This window comes from Burkholderia sp. BDU5, assembly GCF_001522845.1.
Lineage (GTDB): Bacteria > Pseudomonadota > Gammaproteobacteria > Burkholderiales > Burkholderiaceae > Burkholderia > Burkholderia mayonis.
Genome location: NZ_LOWC01000149.1, coordinates 18,119 through 37,330, shown reverse-complemented (window position 1 = coordinate 37,330; position 19,212 = coordinate 18,119). Strand labels below are relative to the sequence as shown.

14 protein-coding genes are annotated in these 19,212 nt (G+C 66.0%); 10 read left to right on the top strand and 4 right to left on the bottom strand.

Annotation, left to right across the window (positions count from 1 at the left end; all coding sequences use genetic code 11):
* Positions 1-494: 494 nt before the first annotated feature.
* Complete coding sequence (locus WS69_RS34295; RefSeq protein WP_197419302.1) at positions 495-710, bottom strand: hypothetical protein; 216 nt, start codon at positions 708-710, stop codon at positions 495-497.
* A gap of 58 nt (positions 711-768) precedes the next feature.
* On the opposite strand from WS69_RS34295, the gene WS69_RS23740 reads away from it, so the two are divergent.
* The 5 genes from WS69_RS23740 (at position 769) to WS69_RS23720 (ending at position 6,906) form a co-directional block, all read left to right on the top strand.
* On the top strand, positions 769-1,005 hold the full coding sequence (locus WS69_RS23740; RefSeq protein ID WP_059473117.1) for a hypothetical protein: 237 nt from the start codon (positions 769-771) through the stop codon (positions 1,003-1,005).
* Between the two features lie 104 nt (positions 1,006-1,109).
* Positions 1,110-1,340: a hypothetical protein gene (locus WS69_RS23735; protein WP_059473116.1), complete on the top strand. Its 231-nt coding sequence runs from the start codon at positions 1,110-1,112 to the stop codon at positions 1,338-1,340.
* A 635-nt stretch (positions 1,341-1,975) separates the two neighbouring features.
* Positions 1,976-3,244 carry an HlyD family secretion protein gene (locus WS69_RS23730; RefSeq protein WP_059473115.1) on the top strand — a complete coding sequence of 423 codons (1,269 nt, stop codon included), beginning with the start codon at positions 1,976-1,978 and terminating at the stop codon, positions 3,242-3,244.
* 15 nt (positions 3,245-3,259) lie between these two features.
* Entirely contained in the window at positions 3,260-5,461 is a 2,202-nt protein-coding gene (locus WS69_RS23725; RefSeq protein ID WP_059473114.1) for a peptidase domain-containing ABC transporter, read from the top strand.
* Complete coding sequence (locus WS69_RS23720) at positions 5,458-6,906, top strand: TolC family protein (protein WP_059473113.1); 1,449 nt, start codon at positions 5,458-5,460, stop codon at positions 6,904-6,906. Before WS69_RS23725 ends, WS69_RS23720 begins: the two co-directional genes overlap by 4 nt.
* A 197-nt stretch (positions 6,907-7,103) precedes the next feature.
* On the opposite strand, the gene WS69_RS23715 is transcribed toward WS69_RS23720, so the two are convergent.
* Entirely contained in the window at positions 7,104-8,054 is a 951-nt protein-coding gene (locus tag WS69_RS23715; RefSeq protein ID WP_059473112.1) for a hypothetical protein, read from the bottom strand.
* A 125-nt stretch (positions 8,055-8,179) separates the two neighbouring features.
* Here WS69_RS23715 and WS69_RS23710 point away from each other — a divergent pair, with 125 nt between their 5' ends.
* The 5 genes from WS69_RS23710 to WS69_RS23695 all read left to right on the top strand — a co-directional run bounded on the left by WS69_RS23710 (position 8,180) and on the right by WS69_RS23695 (position 15,170).
* Positions 8,180-9,031 (top strand): M15 family metallopeptidase, encoded by an 852-nt coding sequence (locus tag WS69_RS23710; protein WP_059473111.1) that lies wholly within the window; start codon positions 8,180-8,182, stop codon positions 9,029-9,031.
* A 99-nt stretch (positions 9,032-9,130) separates the two neighbouring features.
* Positions 9,131-9,322 carry a hypothetical protein gene (locus WS69_RS33730; RefSeq protein ID WP_156438360.1) on the top strand — a complete coding sequence of 64 codons (192 nt, stop codon included), beginning with the start codon at positions 9,131-9,133 and terminating at the stop codon, positions 9,320-9,322.
* 7 nt (positions 9,323-9,329) lie between these two features.
* The gene (tssM, locus tag WS69_RS23705) at positions 9,330-13,235 is read left to right on the top strand and encodes a type VI secretion system membrane subunit TssM (RefSeq protein WP_059473110.1); all 3,906 of its coding nucleotides are present in this window, start codon (positions 9,330-9,332) and stop codon (positions 13,233-13,235) included.
* A complete protein-coding gene (tagF, locus tag WS69_RS23700) occupies positions 13,232-14,221 on the top strand; it encodes a type VI secretion system-associated protein TagF (protein ID WP_059473109.1) in 990 nt (329 codons plus the stop codon). Before tssM ends, tagF begins: the two co-directional genes overlap by 4 nt.
* A gap of 4 nt (positions 14,222-14,225) precedes the next feature.
* Complete coding sequence (locus WS69_RS23695) at positions 14,226-15,170, top strand: OmpA family protein (protein WP_059473118.1); 945 nt, start codon at positions 14,226-14,228, stop codon at positions 15,168-15,170.
* A 165-nt stretch (positions 15,171-15,335) separates the two neighbouring features.
* Here the strand turns inward: WS69_RS23695 and tssA are convergent, their stop codons facing one another.
* On the bottom strand, positions 15,336-16,451 hold the full coding sequence (gene tssA, locus WS69_RS23690; protein WP_059473108.1) for a type VI secretion system protein TssA: 1,116 nt from the start codon (positions 16,449-16,451) through the stop codon (positions 15,336-15,338).
* Positions 16,452-16,535: 84 nt separating this feature from the next.
* Positions 16,536-19,205: a type VI secretion system ATPase TssH gene (tssH, locus tag WS69_RS23685; protein WP_059473107.1), complete on the bottom strand. Its 2,670-nt coding sequence runs from the start codon at positions 19,203-19,205 to the stop codon at positions 16,536-16,538.
* Between the last annotated feature and the right edge of the window lie 7 nt (positions 19,206-19,212).

Sequence of the window (19,212 nt, the reverse complement as noted above, 5' to 3'; positions counted from 1 at the left end):
GAATCCGTCTGCCGCATGAAACATGCAGGTCGCGCCCCCGCCCCTTGTGAACATACTCCGCTAACGTGACAGCGCCCCTGGCTGATGATCGCTGCGGGGAATCGGTGGCCGTGGTAGAGCGCTTTCGGTTTCATCGCCTCATCTTACGCGACCACACCCGCCAACGTGACAGCGCCTATATCACATCAATGCGAATTTCATCCACTTCTAATCAAGAATCGTTCGATCGTTAGAACTAGATCATGATTCTTTTCAACGTCGTTTAAACGTCGATTAAATCGACGGGCTGCACCGTGATGATGAGTACGCTACCGAACTTAACAGTTCAATCCGACCTTTGATAATTGCCCCACGACAACGCGGGCATCGCAACATGCCGCCAGTCGTAACGAATTTGCTGAACCTGCGCAACCGGTCGATGCGCGTTGCCTCCGGCTCGGGGCCGTTCGTCGATGATCGAGTCGCCATGCTCGACGACGGACGAACGTTGCCATTCATCCAAGAGAAAGTTCGGGGGCCGATTGATGACGAAGGCAGGGGAAGACAGCGTGGATCAGGCGTCCTCGCATCGCGACCTGGAACGGCGATGCACCGGACACAAGGACGACGCGGCCATCGGGCGTCGCGAACGGATCGGCGCACGACGCATCGATCCGCTCGTCGCGACGAACGATCGCCGTGGACCGGATTGATTTGCTGCGCTTCGTCAACGGCGTCGCAGATCTACCCCGCCAGATGGGCCATCTGGCAGTTAATTGGAGAAAGGCAATGCAAGAACTCAACCAACAAGAGATCGATCTCGTCGGCGGCGCAACGGTTGGCGGCGGCCTGATCGGCGGCCTCACGGGCCTGATCGGCGCTTACGGCGGCGCGCTGTACGATCTCGGCGCGAACCTGACGGGCGACCTCGTCGGCTTCGCGACGGGTGTGGTTCAAATCGGCGAAACGCTCGTCGGCGGCACGCTCGGCAACATCGCGAGCATCTTCACGGGCCCGACCGCGTAACAACGGCACATCGATGATCGATTGAGCGCCGACGGACTCCTCTCTCCTTGTCTCGACCGCTCGATGGATTTTCCAGCCACCTGCACATCATTCGGAGATTCACTATGCAAGAACTCAATCATCAAGAAATCGCCATGGTCGGCGGCGCTTCGCTCCTGACCAACCTGGTCGGCGCAATCGGCAACGAAGTGCTGCTGCTCGGTCAGTCTGCCTACAACTTCGGCGGCAACCTCACCGACTCCGCAGGCGCGATCCTCACGCATGCGGTCGACGGCATCGCCGGCGCACTCACCAGCACGGTCGGCATCATCCAGGGTGTGCTGACGGGCAATTAATCGCGTTTCGACGCGACGACTCTCGAAGCATCGACGTCGAACGATCCTCCGGCGTCGGCAGCTTGGTTAGTCATGCTGACTGCGTGCCCGGCCCCGTCGCCGGGCACGCGAATCGAATGATCCCACTTCCTGTCCGACGCGAAACGCCTTACGCAACGCGCGCGCGATCCGACATGGACGGCAGCCGCACTCAACGTCCCCAAGCCGATTGTTTATCCACTCGAATCATCCGGCGCATTGGGGGAAAGATATCAAAGATCGTCAAAACGTAGACCAACGCGCTTTCCTGTTTCGCCCGGCTCCGATAAGTTCTGATGCGACGCCAACGAGAATCGAATCGTCCGCATCCGAGGCCAGGACCGCCGCGATCTTCAGCGAGCGGCCGCCGCGAACGATTCGTCGATGAAACGCCGAGCGCCGCATCGCATTGCTGCTTCGTTCGCCGGGACATCGTCACGACATCCATGACGAGCTAGACATGCACGAACCGACTCGAGCACGAATCGAAGCCACTATGCGCAGTGACCGCCCTGTCGACGCGATGCGCACGTTCGCTCGCGGCGACGCTCGAACGGCCTGACGCCATCGCAACGCGACTCCGCGACGACATACACGCTACTTTCGGCAGTCCATCCATGACGCCCAATACTCCACTCTTTCGAACGGCCGCGCAGGAAGCGCAGCGCACGCAGACGCTGGGCGAGATCGTGCTGATCCGTCCGGTGTCGTTCGCCATGCTGGCTGGCGCAGCCGCGAGCATGGCGCTCGGCGTGATCCTGCTGTTCACGTTCGGTACTTATACCCGACGCACGACGGTCGACGGTGTGCTCACGCCGGATACGGGCCTCGTCAAGGTCTATGCGCAGCAGACGGGTGTCGTGCTGAAAAAGAACGTCGTCGAAGGACAGCACGTCACGCGCGGACAGGTGCTCTATACGGTGTCCACCGATCTCCAAAGCGCGGCCGCGGGACAGACGCAGGCGGCGCTCATCGAGCAGGCGCAGCAACGCAAGACATCGCTGCAGCAGGAGCTCGACAAGACCAGGACGCTGCAACAGGACGAGCGAGACACGCTGCAATCGAAGATCGCGAGCCTGCGCGCGGAGCTCGCGGGCATCGACGATCAGATCGCCGCGCAGCGCACGCGCACGTCGATCGCGGCCGATGCGGCATCGCGCTACGCCGGCCTGCTCGCGCAGGACTACATCTCGAAGGATCAGGCGCAGCAGCGCCAGGCCGACCTGCTCGATCAGCGCTCGAAGCTGAACAGCCTGATGCGCGATCGCGCCGGCGCCACGCAAGCGCTGAAGGAAGCGCTCAACGATCTGTCGGGGTTGTCGCTCAAGCAGCAGAACCAGTTGTCACAAATCGACCGCAGCGTGATCGACGTCGATCGCACGCTGATCGAAAGCGAGGCGAAGCGCGAGTTCGTCATCACCGCACCGGAAACCGGCACCGCGACCGCGGTGATCGCCGAGCCGGGCCAGACGGCCGACACATCGCATCCGCTCGCGAGCATCGTACCGACAGGTGCGCACTGGCAGGCGTATCTGTTCGTGCCGAGCGCCGCGGTCGGCTTCATTCACATCGGCGATCGCGTGCTCGTCCGCTATCAGGCGTATCCGTATCAGAAGTTCGGCCAGTACGAAGCGAGCGTCGTGTCGATCGCGCGCACCGCATTGTCGGCGGCCGAGCTCGCGACGAGCGGCGGCCCCGCCGCGCAAACGGCGAGCGGCACGTACTACCGGATCACGGTCGCGCTGAAGTCGCAAAGCGTGACGGCCTACGGCAAGGCACAGCCGCTCCAGGCCGGCATGGCGTTGCAGGCCGACGTCCTGCAGGAGCGCCGCCGCCTGTACGAGTGGGTGCTCGAACCTCTTTACAGCCTGACGGGCAAACTCTGACGCGGTCACCAGCCTATGTCACTCCTCGATCGTCTCTCGTTCGGCATCGGCAGCAAGCTGCCGATGATCCTGCAAACCGAAGCCGCCGAATGCGGCCTTGCCTGCCTCGCAATGGTTGCGGGCTTTCACGGCCATCACGTCGACCTCGCGACGATGCGCAGCCGCTTTCCGGTATCGCTGAAAGGCGCGGGCCTCGGCCGCGTGATCGAGATCGCGCAGCGCCTCGATCTCGGCACGCGCGCACTGAAGCTCGATCTCGATCAGCTCGGCCAGCTGCGCGTGCCATGCGTGCTGCACTGGAACTTCAACCACTTCGTCGTGCTGAAGGAAGTCAACGGCAGGAGTGCGACGATTCACGATCCTGCGCAAGGCGTGCGCAAGCTGTCGCTCGACGAATTATCCCGTTCGTTTACGGGCGTCGCGCTCGAACTGTGGCCGACAGGCAGCTTCAAGCCGCGCGTGGCGTCGCCCGCCGTGAAGCTGCGTCAGCTGCTCGGCCCCGTGTCCGGGCTGTCGCGCTCGCTCGGCCAGATCCTCGTGCTCGCGATCGCGCTCGAAGTGTTCACGCTCGTCTCTCCATTCTTCCTGCAATGGGTGATCGACGAAGTGATCGTCAGCGCGGATCGCGATCTGCTGACCGTGCTCGCGCTCGGCTTCGGCCTGCTGCTGCTGATGCAGCAGGCGACGAGCGCGATCCGCGCATGGGCGCTGATGTATCTCGGCACGACGCTTAACGTGCAATGGCGCGCGAACGTGTTCACGCATCTGCTGAACCTGCCCGTCCAGTATTTCGAGCGGCGCCATCTCGGTGACGTCGTGTCGCGCTTCGGTTCGATCGACACGATCCAGCAAACGCTGACGACGTCGTTCCTGTCCGCGGTGATCGACGGGCTGATGACGATCGTCACGCTGGCGATGATGTTCGTCTACAGCCGCACGCTCGCATTCGTCGCGCTCGGCACGATGGCCCTCTACGCACTGCTGCGCTGGCTCTGGTATCGGCCGCTGCGGCGCGCGGCGGAAGACCAGATCATCCACACCGCGAAGCAGCAGAGCCACTTCCTCGAAACTGTGCGCGGCGTGAAGACCATCAAGCTGTTCAACCGCCAGAGCGAACGCCGCTCGAGCTGGCTCACGCTGCTCGTCGAGCAGATCAACGCCGGCCTGCACGTGCAGAAGCTGCAGCTCCTGTATCAGCAATTGAACGGCCTGCTGTTCGGCCTCGAAGGGCTTGTCATCATCTGGCTCGGCGCGCGTCTCGTGATGGACGGCGAATTCACCGTCGGCGTGCTGATGGCATTCAACGCATACAAGGGGCAGTTCGACAGCCGAGTCGGCAGCCTGATCGACAAGTTCTTCGAGGTGAAGATGCTGCAGTTGCAGGGCGAACGGCTCGCCGACATCGTGTTCGCGCAGGGCGAATCCGACGCCGGCGCGCGGCACGTGCCGGGCGAAGCGGAAAATCTCTCCGCGGGCATCGAGGCCAACAATCTCGTGTTCCGCTACGCCGAAGGCGAACCGACCGTGCTCGACGGCGTGTCGCTGAAGATCGAGCCGGGCGAGTCGGTCGCGCTGATCGGACCGTCGGGCTGCGGCAAGACGACGCTCGTCAACGTGCTGCTCGGCATCCTCGAGCCGACGAGCGGCGCGATCAAGATCGGCGGCGTCGACGTCGAGCGCCTCGGCCTCGACCGGCTGCGTTCGCTCGTCGGCACCGTGCTTCAGGACGACGTGCTGTTCGCCGGCTCGATCGCCGACAACATCAGCTTCTTCGATCCGGACGCCGATCCGAAGTGGGTCGCCGAATGCGCGCATCTCGCGGCCGTGCATGCGGACATCGTCGCGATGCCAATGGGCTACAACACGCTCGTCGGCGACATGGGCACGGTGCTGTCGGGCGGACAGAAACAGCGCGTGCTGCTCGCGCGCGCGCTCTACAAGCGGCCGAAGATCCTCGTGCTCGACGAGGCGACGAGCCACCTCGACCTGCAACGCGAACGTCAGGTGAACGCCGCGGTCGGCGCGCTGAAGATGACGCGCGTGATCGTCGCGCACCGTCCGGAGACGATCGCGTCCGCGTCGCGCGTGATCATGCTCGACGCGGGCAAGGTCGCGCTCGACAAGCCGACCGCCGAGCTCGCCGTGGCGCCGAAGCCGGCCGCCGCCTCAGCAGCAGCCGCTCCTGCGTCGGCCGCGCAACCGATCGCGGGACGGTGAGCGCGATGAAGTCCGCACGCACGCTCGTCGCCGCCGGCGCGCTCGCACTCTTCGCGTCGCACGCCGCCCATGCGCAATGGCTCGATATCTACGGAACCCGAAAGAATGTGTCTGCAACGCCTGCCGCACCGCTATTGAAGAACGCGACATGCCAGCCGGAGCTGGCGAGCCATCCGATCGCACTCGAAGACGCGATCCTTCAAGCGATCTGCGCGAACCCGCAGGCGCGGCAGGCGTGGGCGAACGCGCGCGCGCAGGCGGCGCAGGTCGGCGTGAACGAAGCCGCGTACATGCCGACGCTCAACGCGACGGGCGGCATTCAGCGCAACTGGCAAACGACGACCTATGATGTCAGTGACGGCATCAACTCAGTGACGCTGAATCAATCGCAAACTCAAACGAGCCGCTACGGCGCGCTCAACCTGAGCTGGGTGCTGTTCGATTTCGGCAAGCGCAGCGCGGCGCTCAGGCAGGCGCGCGAACTCCTTGCCGCCGCCAACGCGACGCAGGACGACACGCTTCAGACAATCCTCTTCAACGCCGCGCAAGCGTATTACAACCTGCGCGACGCGCAGGCGGCGGTCGACGCGGCGCGCACCATCGAACGCGCCGCGCAGGACAGCCTCACCGAAGCCAAGGCGAAGCACGATGCGGGCGCGGGCACGCTGAGCGACCAATTGCAGGCGCAGACGAGCTACCGCCGCGCGGTGCTCGATCGCGTGAGCGCCGAAGGCGACGTGCAGAACGCAACCGGGACGCTCGCGGTCGCGATGGGGCTCGACGCGAACACACCGCTGCAAATCGCCCCCGCCGAGCCGACCGTCGACCGCAACGCATTCGCGGAAGGCATCGCGCAATTAATCGACGAAGCGAAGCGGCAGCATCCGAAGCTCGCCGCCGCGCGCGCGAAGCTCGACGCAGCGCGTGCGAACGTCGATGCGGTGCGCGCGCAAGGACGTCCGACCATTTCGCTGACGGGCAGTCTCAGCCGCAACAGTCCTTCGTATCAGCAACAGCTCGGCATCCAGACCACCGCGAGCCACGGCAGCATGATCGGCGTCCAGGTGACGATCCCGCTCTTCGAAGGCTTCGCGTCCGGCTACCGCGTCGCGGCCGCGCAGGCGCAAGCCGACGCGCAGGAAGCGGATGTGCAGAACACTGAACTGAACGTGTCGCTCGACGTGTGGAAGAGCTATCAAAGCCTGCAGACCGACACCGCGAATCTCGACAACTCGAAAGACCTGCTCGACGACGCGCAGCGCTCGCTCGACATCGCGCGCGGTCGCTACAAGGCGGGTGTCGGCACGTTCACCGAGCTGCTGAACGCGCAGACAGCGCTCGCCGACGCGCAGAAGCAGCGTGTGCAGGCGGTATCGAAATGGCGCACCGCGCGGCTCAAGCTCGCGGCGAGCCTCGGCAGCATCGGGTTGTGGTCGGTGCGTTGAAAGCACGTCGACGCGGCGACAGCGTCGCATTCATGCTCGGGATGACGAAGCAATGAAGCAATCGCCAAACGCGGCGACATGCACCGCGATTCGACGTCGGCAACGGAAAGCGAACAAAAATCGAGGAGAGGCTCCGAGCTAAAGCGTGGTGCGTTGACATTCGCGTCACCGCGCGCATGCCGGACGCCACGCGTGCGTCACGGCTGACGGTTCTGCGTCGCGTACGTCGGGCACGCCGGATCCTTGCCCCAGTGGTTTTCGCACACGCGCCAGCGGCACAGTTGATCCTCGAAGAAGCCGCGCTCGCCGCATTCCTTCACGCGCGCGGCAAGCGACGTATCGGCCGCCGCCGCAGCCTTCTTCGACGCCGTATTCGAAGTATTCGCCGTATTTGCGTTCGTCTTCGCCGCATCGGCAGGATTCGCCGGCTTCGTCCGCGCGACGAGCGCGACGAGCAGATCGGCGTCCGGATCGTCCTTGCCGTTCTTCTTCGCGCCGGTTTCGCGGCGCTTCTTCGCCTGCGCGGTTTCGGTGGCCTGCGTCTTGTCGTGACGCTTGCGCGCCGCGGCTTCCGTTTTCGCATGCGCCGCATCCTGCTTCGCGGCGACGCTCTTCGTCGCGCCCTTCGCCGGCTTCGCTGCGGCGACCGCGGCCGCGGCAACGGTCGCTCCGGCCGCGGCCTCGGTCGGCGAAACGTCGGATGCGCCGTTCGCGAGCGCGCGCGACAAGCGGCTCTCGCCGCCGGCCGACGCCGCAGCCGGCTTCGCATCGCTCGCGACGCTGTCGTCGTTCACGATCGTCGCGGGCTGTGGCGCCGATGCCTGCGCGATCTGCGCCGCGCTCGCCGGCACGGCGTTGCTCGCGGGCGCCGCGGCGACGGCCGGCGCCGATGCGGCGGCCGCGACTTCGGCATGTTCGGCGGAAGGCTGCTGCAATCGCCATGCGCCCCACCCGGCTACCGCGACGACGGCGAGCGCGACGAGCGCGAGCGGCCCCTTGCGCGAACGCGGTGCATTTTCGGGTTGGGGGGAGACGCGGCCTTCAAGATTCGCGAGAATACGCGAGTTGTTCGCGCCGCTTTCTTTGCCGGCATGGGAAGAAAGCAGGCTAGGCGGGGCTTTCGAATTCGAATCGTCCGGCGCGCTCATTCAGTGTCTCGTTGAATCCTGGTTTAATTCGCCGCAATAATATTGTCCCGGCCTACGCGGAAGCAGGCCTGATTCTAAGATCAAGCATTGCAAATTACAATCGATTCCATATTCCGGGGTTTTCTTTGATTGCCGTCGTTCTAGTCGCATATTTCGCCATCGCCGTCCTCGCTGCTGCGCTGCTGTTATTACCGGCAGTGCGTGCGACGGTATTCGATTCTGTCGCCCAATTCCATGGCCGAATCAGCCGGCGCGCCACTGATCGCGCCGCCCTTGCGCGCGAGCGTCTCGCGCAATCGGCAAAAATGTCGCGCTCGACTTTAAGCGACATGCAAAATTTACTAGTGCGGCGGCGCTTGCTGATTGCGACCACGACAGGTATTCTTGCGACGCCTCCATTGATCGCTATCGCGTTACGCGGTCGGCAACTATTCCAATACGACGACACACTACGCGCGCCGGACGAGAAAATTGCCGCGCTTTTAAAAGGCGAGCAGCTCGTTCCGCCGTTGCCGCTGCCGCCCGAAGTCTTCGCCACCCGCGAGGTCGAGCAGGTTCGGCCCGCGCTGAAGGACGCAAGCCGCGATTGGAATTTGCTCGATACCGATTTCAGAACGCGCCTGTTGCTCGTCTACAAGATCATGCACGAGCGATACGGCTATGAAATGGCGTTGCTCGAAGGCTATCGCAGCCCCGAGCGACAAAACCGATTGGCGCAAATGGGCGGCAACGTCACCAATGCGGCGGCGTTCCAGAGCTATCACCAATACGGACTGGCGGCTGACAACGCATTCCTGCGCGACGGCAAGCTCGTCATCTCGGAAAAAGATCCGTGGGCCATGCGAGGCTATCAGTTGTACGGACAAGTCGCCGAAGAGGTCGGCTTGACCTGGGGTGGCCGATGGAAATTGATGGATCTCGGACACGTCGAATACCATAAGCCCGGCTTCAAGCTGGGGCGCTCGTCCGCTCGATAAAGGACGAGTAGGAAATAATGAGGGCGGCATGGGCCAACCAAACATCGCGACGGGAACACAATCCGGCAATCATTCGATCGGCGCGCGCCGGCTGGCGCGATGCGCCGCCCGCCCGTCGATGAACGCATTGCGCGCGAGCGCGCCGCCGCCCGCTCCGCCGAGGCGGCCCTTCTTCTCCCTAGATGCATTCACGACAACGTGACGTCACCCGATGCCGTCACGCTTGTCGGCACGGCACGCGCGCATCGCGCCGCCGCTCAATTCGCCTTATTGAATCGCACCGGAACCTGAACGTCCTATGCAACGCTTCCTCAACGTGTTGACTCACCCTCGCACGCTCACGATCGTCGGCTTCGCCGCGCTCGCCGCGGTTCTGTTCCTCGCGGCCGATGCGCTACAGATCGGCTTCGCATGGGCGGCCGTCGCGTTCGCCGTCGCCGTCGCGCTCTGGCTCGCGACGAAGCTCTGGCGCCGCTGGCGCGTGCGCCGCGCGAACCGCCGGCTCGGCGATATCCTCGAGCAGCAGGCCGAAACAGGCAAGATGTCCGCCGCCGCGGCCGAGCCCGCGAAGCAGGCGGACCTCGACGTGCTGCGCACCCGTCTCGCCGACACGGTGAAGACGATCAAGACATCGAAGATCGGTCAGGTGTCGGGCGGCTCCGCGCTCTACGAGCTGCCGTGGTACATCGTGATCGGCAACCCGGCCGCGGGCAAGAGCAGCGCCGTCATCAACTCGGGATTGCAGTTTCCGTTCGCGGACAAGAACAGCGCGGTGATCCACGGGATCGGCGGCACCCGGAACTGCGACTGGTTCTTCACGACGGAAGGCATCCTGCTCGACACCGCGGGCCGCTATTCGGTGCACGAGGAAGACCGCAGCGAATGGCTCGGCTTCCTCGATCTGCTGAAGCGCCATCGTCCGAAGGCGCCGATCAACGGGATCATCGTCACGGCGAGCATCGCCGAGCTGACCGGCAACCGTCCCGAATTCGCGATCAACCTCGCGAAGAACCTGCGCCAGCGCGTACAGGAACTCACCGAGAAGCTCGAAGTATTCGCGCCCGTCTACGTGATGTTCACGAAGGCCGACTTGATCACGGGCTTCACCGAATTCTTCAGCAGCAGCGACCGCCAGGAATACGACCGCGTATGGGGCGCGACGCTGCCGTACGAGCCGGACGAGAAGCGCGATGTCGTCGCGCTGTTCGACGAGCGTTTCGAAGAGCTGTACGAAGGGCTGAAGGAGATCAGCGTCGCGCAACTGTCGATCAGCCGCGGCAACAAGCTTTCGCCCGGCCAACTGAGCTTTCCGCTCGAGTTCTCGACGATCAAGCCCGCGCTGCGCTCGTTCCTTGCGACGTTGTTCGAAAACAATCCGTTCCAGTACAAGCCGATCTTCCGCGGCTTCTACTTCACGAGCGCGCTGCAGGAAGGCGAGACGAACAGCGCTGCCGCGCAGCGGATCGCGACTCGTTTCGGCCTCGACGCGCAAAGCTTGCCGAAGCCGCACAGCGCGTTCTCGAAGAACGGCTTCTTCCTGCGCGACCTGTTCTCGAAGGTGATCTTCGCGGACCGCCAGACGGTACGCCAGTTCGCGAGCCCGACGAAGACGCGCATGCGCTACGCGACGTTCTTCGGCTTCGTCGCGGCGCTCGCGCTCGCGCTCGGCGGCTGGACCTGGTCGACGATCGGCAACCAGCAGCTCGTATCGAACGTGCAGGCCGACCTCGACAACGTGACCCGCTTGCAGCAGAACCGCAACGACCTGCAGTCCCGCCTGCAGGCGATGGACATTCTCGAGGACCGGATCGAGCAGCTCGAGCAGTTCCGCCGCGACAAGCCGCTGTCCGTGTCGCTCGGCCTGTACCAGGGCGACCGTCTCGAGCAGCATCTGCTGACCGAGTACTACAACGGCGTGCGGCAGATCCTGCTGAACCCGGTCTCGGGCAACCTCGCGTCGTTCCTGAAGGACGTGAACACGCATCCGGACCAGCTCGCGCCGATGACGCGCGCGCCGGAATCGGGCGCCGTGCAGGCGGGCGCCATGCCAGTGTCGACGAATCCGGCCGCGCCGGGCGCGGCCCGCTCCCCTGCCGTCGCGCAGAATCCGCAGCAGGGCGGCCTCTACAACGACGCATCGCCGACCAACGTCGAGGACGCGTACAACGCGCTCAAGACCTACCTGATGCTGTCCGACAAGCGGCACGTCGAGCAGGCGCACCTGACCGACCAGATCGCGCGCTTCTGGCGCGGCTGGCTCGAGACGAATCGCGGCAACATGCCGCGCGACGAAATGATCAAGAGTGCGGAGCGAATGATCACGTTCTATCTGTCGCGCGTCTCCGACAATGACTGGCCGATGATCGAAGCGAACCTCGCGCTCGTCGACCAGACCCGCGAGAACCTGCGCCGCGTCGTGCGCGGGATGCCGGCGCGCCAGCGCGTGTACGAAGAGATCAAGGCGCGCGCGTCGACCCGCTTCGCGCCGATGACGATCGCGCGGATCGTCGGCGAAGGCAACGCGGGCCTCGTCGCGGGCAGCTACGCGATCCCCGGCACGTTCACGCGCGAAGCGTGGTTCCAGTACGTGCAGCCCGCGATCCGCGACGCCGCGACGAAGGAACTGCAGGCGAAAGACTGGGTGCTGAACACCGCGACGGCGGACGACCTGACGCTCGAGGGCAGCCCCGAGCAGATCCAGAAGACGCTCGTCGCGATGTACAAGACCGAGTACGCGCAGCACTGGCAGAAGTTCATGCAGGGCATCGCGGTGCAGGGCTTCGGCAACTTCGGCCAGGCGGTCGACGCGATGAACAAGCTCGGCGACCCGCAGGATTCGCCGATCCGCAAGGTGCTCGAGACCGCGTATGACCAGACGTCGTGGGACAACCCGTCGCTCGCGAACGCGACGATCAAGAAGGCGCAGACGGGCGTCGTGAACTGGGTCAAGCAGTGGTTCACGCGTCAGCCGGGCGGGCAGATCGCGGCGAACGTCGACATCAACGGCAATCCCGCCGACGCGCCGATGGGCCCGATCGGCCAGGAGTTCGTCGGGCTCGGCCGGATCGTCGCGACGCATGACGGCACGTCGATGCTGAAGGGCTACATGGACACGCTGTCGAAGGTCCGCACGCGCTTCAACGTGATCAAGAACCAGGGCGACCCCGGCCCCGGCGCGCGCCAGCTGATGCAGCAAACGCTCGACGGCAACGGCTCGGAGCTCGCCGATTCGCTGAAGTTCGTCGACGAGCAGATGCTGACGGGCCTGACCGATTCGCAACGCAAGTCGCTGCGTCCGCTGCTCGTGCGCCCGCTGATGCAGGCGTTCGCGGTCGTGATCCAGCCGGCGAGCGTCGAAGTGAACAAGGTGTGGAACGCGCAGGTCTACCAGCCGTTCCAGGGCTCGCTTGCGAGCAAGTATCCGTTCGCCGCCAGCGCGAAGGTCGAGGCGGGCGCGAGCGAAATCGCGCAGGTGTTCGGCCCCGACGGCTCGATCGCGAAGTTCGTCGGCACGACGCTCGGGCCGCTCGCGGTGCGCCGCGGCGACACGCTGTCCGCACGCACCTGGGGCGACATGGGCCTCGCGCTCACGCCGGACTTCACGAACGGCTTCGCGCGCTGGGTCGCGCCGCTCGCGGGCGGCGCGGCGGCGAGCGCCGCCGCGTCGTCCGAACCGCAAACCGTGTTCCAGGTCCTGCCGCAGCCGAGCAGCGGCACGACCGAATACACGATCGCGATCGACGGCCAGCAGCTGCGCTACCGCAACACGCCGCCGCAATGGATGAACTTCGTGTGGCCGAACCCGCAGGGCTCGCCCGGCGCGACGCTGTCCGCGACGACGTTCGACGGCCGCACGATCCAGCTCGTCAACGAGCCGGGCCGTTACGGTCTCGAGAAGCTGATCAACTCGGCGCAGCGCAAGCGCCGTCCGGACGGCACGTTCGACCTGACGTGGACGCAAGGCAACGTCAGCGTGTCGGTGACGATGCGCATCATCAGCACCTCGCAGCCGACGGGCGGCGGCGGCGACCTGCCGCAGCAGCAGAGCCTGCGCGGCCTGCGCCTGCCGTCATCGGTCGCCGACGCGAGCGCGGGCGGCGCGGCCAGCGCAACCGCGCAGCCGGCGGGATCGGGCGTCGTGGCCACGGCCCCGCAGGCCGCCATCGCAGCGGCTTCAGCATCGAACGCACAGGGGGCGCAATGACGCAAACGGTCCAGGCTCAGATCGCTTACTTCGGCAAGATCCCGTCGCGCGGCGACTTCGTGAAGAGCGCGCACAATCCGCAGCTGCTGCAGACGCTCGACCACTGGATCGCACGCGCGATGGAGCTCCTCGCCGACGACCCGCGCTGGAAGATCGTCTACGAGAACGCGAAGCCGATGCACTTCGCGTTCCTCGGCTCGAAGAGCCGGCTCGCGATCGCGGGCCACATGATCGCGAGCCGCGACGCGTCGAACCGTCGCTTCCCGTTCCTCGCCGCGACGGCGCTCGAAGTCGAGCGGCCGCTGCCGTTCCTCGCGCGCAGCCCGCTCGCGTTCGCGCGGCTCTGGTCGCGCGCCGCCGCGCAGATGCAAACCCTCCTCGGCCCACAGGAGCCGGCCGGCGCGCTGCAGGCGCTCGGCGACACGCAAGTGCCGATCGACACGGGCGGCCCGGGCAGCGCGCACGACGGCACGTTCAACGATTTCGTCGAGCACCAGACCCTGTACGGCCTCGAGCAGATGCTGCTCGCGAGCGGCCATCCGGTGAAGCTGCGCGGCGCGATGCTCGCGCTCGGCTCGCTGCTGCGTCCCGTGATGCAAAGCGGCACGTCGCACATCGAGCGCGGGCTCACGCTGCCGCTGCCGACCGATCCGTTCTATCGCACCCTCGTCGCCGCGTTCTGGCTCGAGCTCGTCGCACCGTTCGTGTCGCGCGCCGACTTCGAACTGGCGATCTTCATCGGCACGATTGCCGAGCGCGAGCGGCTCATCATCGGCTTCAACGGCGCGTCCGCGAAAACCCTGCACAGCGTGGTCGATCCGCAGACTTACGCCGAACACAACATCGACATCGACGATCCGGAATGGATCGACGCACATGCGCAAAACGACCATGGGATCAGCAAGCTCGTCAGTTATCTCGACCAACCGCAACTGTCGCTGCGTGTCTGCATCGACACGTTCCATGAAGCGTTCATCGGAGCGTGATGCGATGACGAAGCCGTTCCTCACTTCCCGCTTCAGGCTCACGCTCGCCGCGCTCGCGCTGGGCGGCGCACTGCACGGCGGCGTCGCGCTCGCCGACAACGTCGGCCCCGCGACCGTCACGCCGATCGATGCAGGCGGCGTACCCGTGAAGTCGACGCCGCTCGTCGCGCCCGGCGCAGTCGCGCCCGCTCCCGCAGCGGCAAGCGGCGCGGGCGGCGGCGCGATCGTGTCGCCGCCGCCGCCCGCGAACGCGACGCCGGGTCAGGTCGTCGCCGGCGGCAAGGTCGCCGACGAGGCGACGAAGGCCGCCGTGCTGCAGCGCCTGCGCGACACGTACGGCGCCGCGAACGTCGTCGATCAGATCGAAGTCGGCGACGTCGCGACGCCGCCGAACTGGTCCACGAACGTGCAGAAGCTGATCGGCCCGCAGTTGAAGCAGATCAGCAAAGGACAGCTCAGGATCGACGGCACGCAGATCGACGTGAAGGGCGAGGTCCACAACGAAGCGCAGCGCCAGCAGCTCGCGAGCGACATGGCGAACGCGCTGAACCCGACCTACACGATCAAGAACGGGCTGCGCGTGAGCGCGTCCGAGCAGGGCCTGCTCGACCAGACGCTCGCGAACCGCACGATCGAGTTCGAGACCGGCAGCGCGACGCTCACGCTGCAAGGCCGCGCGATCCTCGACCAGATGGCGGCCGCGCTCGCGAAGATGTCGAACCGGACGGTCGAGATCATCGGCCACACCGACAACTCGGGCAATCGCGCGTCGAACATCGCGCTCAGCCAGGCGCGCGCCGACGCGGTGAAGGGCTATCTGGTGGCGAAGGGCATCGCGTCGCAGCAGTTGACGACGACGGGCGTCGGCCCCGATCAGCCGATCGCGTCGAACGACACGAACGACGGACGCGCGCGCAATCGCCGGATCGAGTTCCGCGCGGGGCAGTAAGCGGCGCGAGCGCAAACGGCGGCGGGACGACGGGCGGCCCGCCCACGCGCGCGGCAGTACAGCAAATACCACGAGCGGTACAGCAACATGGAAACGGCGACGAATGGCCCTTTACGGCCTCTCCGTCGCTTTTTTTATGGCCGGCCGACGCGAGCCGGCCGACGCTCACGCGTTGTCATCCGGCTTCAGGCCGAGCAGTTCGCGGATGTGTGCGAGCGAGCCGTCGTCCTTGACGACCGACGCGAGCCACTGATGCAGCGGCATGTCCGCCCATTCGGCGGCCTTGTCGGCGAGATACGCGACGGGGCTGTGCGGCTCCGTCCCGCGGAAATACTTCGCGACCGCGCGGAGCTGCTCGACCGCCTGCGCGCGATTCTGGATGCCGGCGATCACGATCGGCGCGGGAGCGGGCGGCGTATGCCTCTGCACGGAGTCCTCCGGGTAAAGCGGCGTCTTGAAGCTCGGCTCCGCGCGCTCGAGCGACATGCCCGGCGCGACGGCCTGCGGCTGCGCGTCGGGCGTGTAGCCCTGCTCCTTCGCGAAGCGCTCGGCGAGCCGGTAGACCGTTTCGTACGTGTCGCGCGCCTGCCGGAAGCTCGGCGCCGCATCGCCCGCGCGCTGGTCGAGCTCCTGCTCGAGCGCATCGAGCGCGACCTGGAACGCCCTCAGCTCGCCGAGCAGCCGCGCATAGAACGCGACGGACGTCATCCGCTTCGACGCTTCGATCTGATCGACCGACGGCTTGCCGCGCGCTATTTCGCCCGCCTGCTCGGGATCACGCTTGATCGCCTGCGCGACGTGCTGCGCGACGTCCCAGTCGAGCTCGCTGAACGCGTTCGACGCGCCGTCGGTGAGCGGCACCGCGCGCAGCAGCTCGGCCGTGCGCCCGACGAGCCACGCGACGTTGCCGAGCCGGTACTCGGCGTCGTCGCCATCCGGCAGCGGGTGCACGTGATTCCAGAATTGCCGGCACAGATTCGTCAGCAGCGCGTAGCCCTGCGTGAGTCCGCCGATGCCGTCCTCGAGCGCGAGCGCCTCGGTCAGCCATACCGCGAGCCGCAGGTCCTTGGTCCGTTCGCGCAAGAGCGCGGTCGATTGCTCGACGACGAAGCTCCAGTCCGCTTCCTTGATGTCGGTGATCCACTCGCCCTGGTCGAGCGACGGATCGTCGAACTTGCGCGCGTGCTGGATCGCGTCGAAATCGGAGGAGAACAGGAGATCGTCGCCGCACGGCGACGCTTCGCTGATCGGCGTCAGCAGCTCGTTGAGGTTGATCGGCATGGTCGAATGCTATGTCTGTCCGTTGCGGCGTCCATCGTTGCTTGATGACCGCGCGACGCGTGACGCACGCGCCGCGCGGCGGTCTTACTCGACCGTGTACTCGAATTCGCCCGTCTCGGCCGCGCGCGCGGCGATCCGCGCGATCGCCGCGCCGTCGGCGATCCGCGACAGCACGTGCTCGGCGATCTCCGGCAGCAGCGTGCCGTTCAGGACGTGATCGACATTGCGCGCGCCCGAATCGACTTCGGTGCAGCGCGCAAGCACGGCGTCGACGAGCGACTCATCCCACTCAAACGCGGCCTTGTGGTTCGATTCGATCCGGCGGCGGATGCGTTCGAGCTTCAGCTCGATGATGTCGGCGAGCGCGTCGTCGGAGATCGGATAGTACGGAATCACCTTCATCCGGCCGAGGAACGCGGGCTTGAACGCCTTGTAGAGCTGCGGGCGCAGCGTCTCGACGAGCGTCTCGGCGTCGGGCAGTTCCTCCGGCGCCTTGTTCAGGCACGCCTGCATCACCGCCGACGACCCGACGTTCGACGTCAGGATGATCAGCGTATTGCGAAAGTCGATCTCGCGCCCTTCGGCGTCGTCCATCGCGCCCTTGTCGAACACCTGGAAGAACATTTCGAGCACGTCCGGATGCGCCTTCTCGACTTCGTCGAGCAGCACGACCGAATACGGATTGCGGCGCACCGCTTCCGTCAGCACGCCGCCTTCGCCATAGCCGACGTAGCCGGGCGGCGAGCCTTTCAGGCCCGACACGCTGTGCGCTTCCTGGTACTCGCTCATGTTGATCGTGATCATCTTGCGTTCGCCGCCGTACAGCACGTCGGCGAGCGCGAGCGCGGTCTCGGTCTTGCCGACGCCCGACGGCCCGACGAACATGAACACGCCGCGCGGCTTGTTCGGGTCCTCGAGGCTCGCGGTCGCGGTGCGCACGCGCTGCGCGATCGCGTCGAGCGCGTGGTCCTGGCCGATCACGCGCGCGCCGATCAGATCGCGCAGGTTCAGCACGGTCTCGATCTCGTCCTTCACCATCCGGCCAAGCGGAATGCCCGTCCACGACGCGACGATCTCCGCGACGACGTGGCCGTCGACCTGCAGCGGCACCATCGGCTGGTTGCCCTGCAGCGCGCGCAGCGCGTCAACGCGCCCGGCGAGCGTCGCGCGGGCCGCATCGACGTCGACCGGCTTGCCGTCGGCGGACGGCTCGCGCGACGCGTCGAGTTCGGCGCGCAACGCGCCGATCTCCGTGACGAGCGCGCGCTCCTGTTCGTAACGCGCGTCGTCTTCGGCGAGCGCCTTCAAATCGGCCTCGCGCTCGTCGCGCAGCGCCGCGAGGCGCTCGTCGTGCGCGGCGCCGCCCGCGGCTTCGCGCTCGAGCGCCGCGATCTCCGCGTCGATCCGCTCGATGCGCTTTTTCGTGTCGTCGATCGCCGCGGGCGTCGCGCTGTGCGCGAGCGCGACCTTCGCGCATGCGGTGTCGAGCACGCTGATCGCCTTGTCCGGCAGTTGGCGCCCGCTCATGTAGCGATGCGACAGCCGCACCGCCTCGGTGATCGCGTCGTCGAGGATCCGCACGTTGAAGTGCTGCTCCATCAGCCCCGCCATCCCGCGCAGCATCGCGGCGGCGAGCGGCTCGCTCGGCTCCTCGATCTTCACGACCTGAAAGCGCCGCGCGAGCGCCGCGTCCTTTTCGAAGTACTTCTTGTATTCGCTCCACGTCGTCGCCGCGATCGTGCGCAGCTCGCCGCGCGCGAGCGCCGGCTTCAGCAGGTTCGCGGCGTCGTTCTGGCCCGCCTGCCCGCCCGCGCCGATGATCGTGTGCGCTTCGTCGATGAAGAGAATGATCGGATGCGCGCTCTTCTTCACCTCGTCGATCACGCTCTTCAGGCGGTTCTCGAACTCGCCCTTTACGCTCGCGCCCGCCTGCAGGAGGCCCATGTCGAGCACGTGCAGCGCGACGCCGCGAAGCGGCGGCGGAACGTCGTCGGCCGCGATCCGCAGCGCGAGTCCTTCGACAACGGCGGTCTTGCCGACGCCCGCCTCGCCCGTCATGATCGGATTGTTCTGCCGGCGGCGCATCAGGATGTCGATCGCCTGACGGATCTCCGCGTCGCGGCCGATCACGGGATCTATCTTGCCTTCGCGCGCGCGATGCGTGAGGTTCGTCGTGTATGTGTCGAGCGCCGGCGTCTTCGACGGGCCGCGCGGCGCGCCGCCCGCCGCCGCGGCGCCGTCCGGCACGGCGGCGTCGCTCTCCGCCTGCCGCGGCTCGGCTTCGGCCGAACCTGCGGTGATCTCGTCGAACTTATGCTTCAGATCGTCGACGCGCACGCGCGTGAACTGCGACGACATCCGCTGCGCGAACTGCGCGAGATCGGGCCCCGTCAGCAACGCAAGCAGCAGATGGCCCGAACGAATCCGGCCGATCTGCGAATCAAGCGACGCGATAAGCCACGCCTGCTCGAACAACTCGGTCAGATGCACCGAGAACACCGGCGTACGCGTGTTGCCCGTCTTCAATCCTTCGAGCTCGCGCTCGAGGTCCGCGCGCAGCGCGTGCGGATCGACACCGCTCGCACGCAGCACGAGCGGCACGTCGCCGGTCGGCTCGTCGAGCAGCGCGAGGAACAGATGCTCGAGATCCACTTCATAGTGACCGCGCGCGAAACAGTGGCTGGCGGCGCGCTCGGCAGCCTTCCGGCACACCGGATTCAGTTTCGCGATCAGGGTCTTCAGGGGCGTGCTCATCGGTTAC

Excerpts from the sequence above, each read along its gene's own strand:
- tssA (WP_059473108.1), bottom strand. The coding sequence starts at position 16,451 with ATGCCGATCAACCTCAACGAGCTGCTGACGCCGATCAGCGAAGCGTCG.
- WS69_RS23695 (WP_059473118.1), top strand. The coding sequence starts at position 14,226 with ATGACGAAGCCGTTCCTCACTTCCCGCTTCAGGCTCACGCTCGCCGCG.
- tssH (WP_059473107.1), bottom strand. The coding sequence starts at position 19,205 with ATGAGCACGCCCCTGAAGACCCTGATCGCGAAACTGAATCCGGTGTGC.
- tagF (WP_059473109.1), top strand. The coding sequence starts at position 13,232 with ATGACGCAAACGGTCCAGGCTCAGATCGCTTACTTCGGCAAGATCCCG.
- WS69_RS23735 (WP_059473116.1), top strand. The coding sequence starts at position 1,110 with ATGCAAGAACTCAATCATCAAGAAATCGCCATGGTCGGCGGCGCTTCG.
- WS69_RS23725 (WP_059473114.1), top strand. The coding sequence starts at position 3,260 with ATGTCACTCCTCGATCGTCTCTCGTTCGGCATCGGCAGCAAGCTGCCG.
- WS69_RS23730 (WP_059473115.1), top strand. The coding sequence starts at position 1,976 with ATGACGCCCAATACTCCACTCTTTCGAACGGCCGCGCAGGAAGCGCAG.
- WS69_RS23740 (WP_059473117.1), top strand. The coding sequence starts at position 769 with ATGCAAGAACTCAACCAACAAGAGATCGATCTCGTCGGCGGCGCAACG.
- WS69_RS33730 (WP_156438360.1), top strand. The coding sequence starts at position 9,131 with ATGCGCCGCCCGCCCGTCGATGAACGCATTGCGCGCGAGCGCGCCGCC.
- tssM (WP_059473110.1), top strand. The coding sequence starts at position 9,330 with ATGCAACGCTTCCTCAACGTGTTGACTCACCCTCGCACGCTCACGATC.
- WS69_RS23715 (WP_059473112.1), bottom strand. The coding sequence starts at position 8,054 with ATGAGCGCGCCGGACGATTCGAATTCGAAAGCCCCGCCTAGCCTGCTT.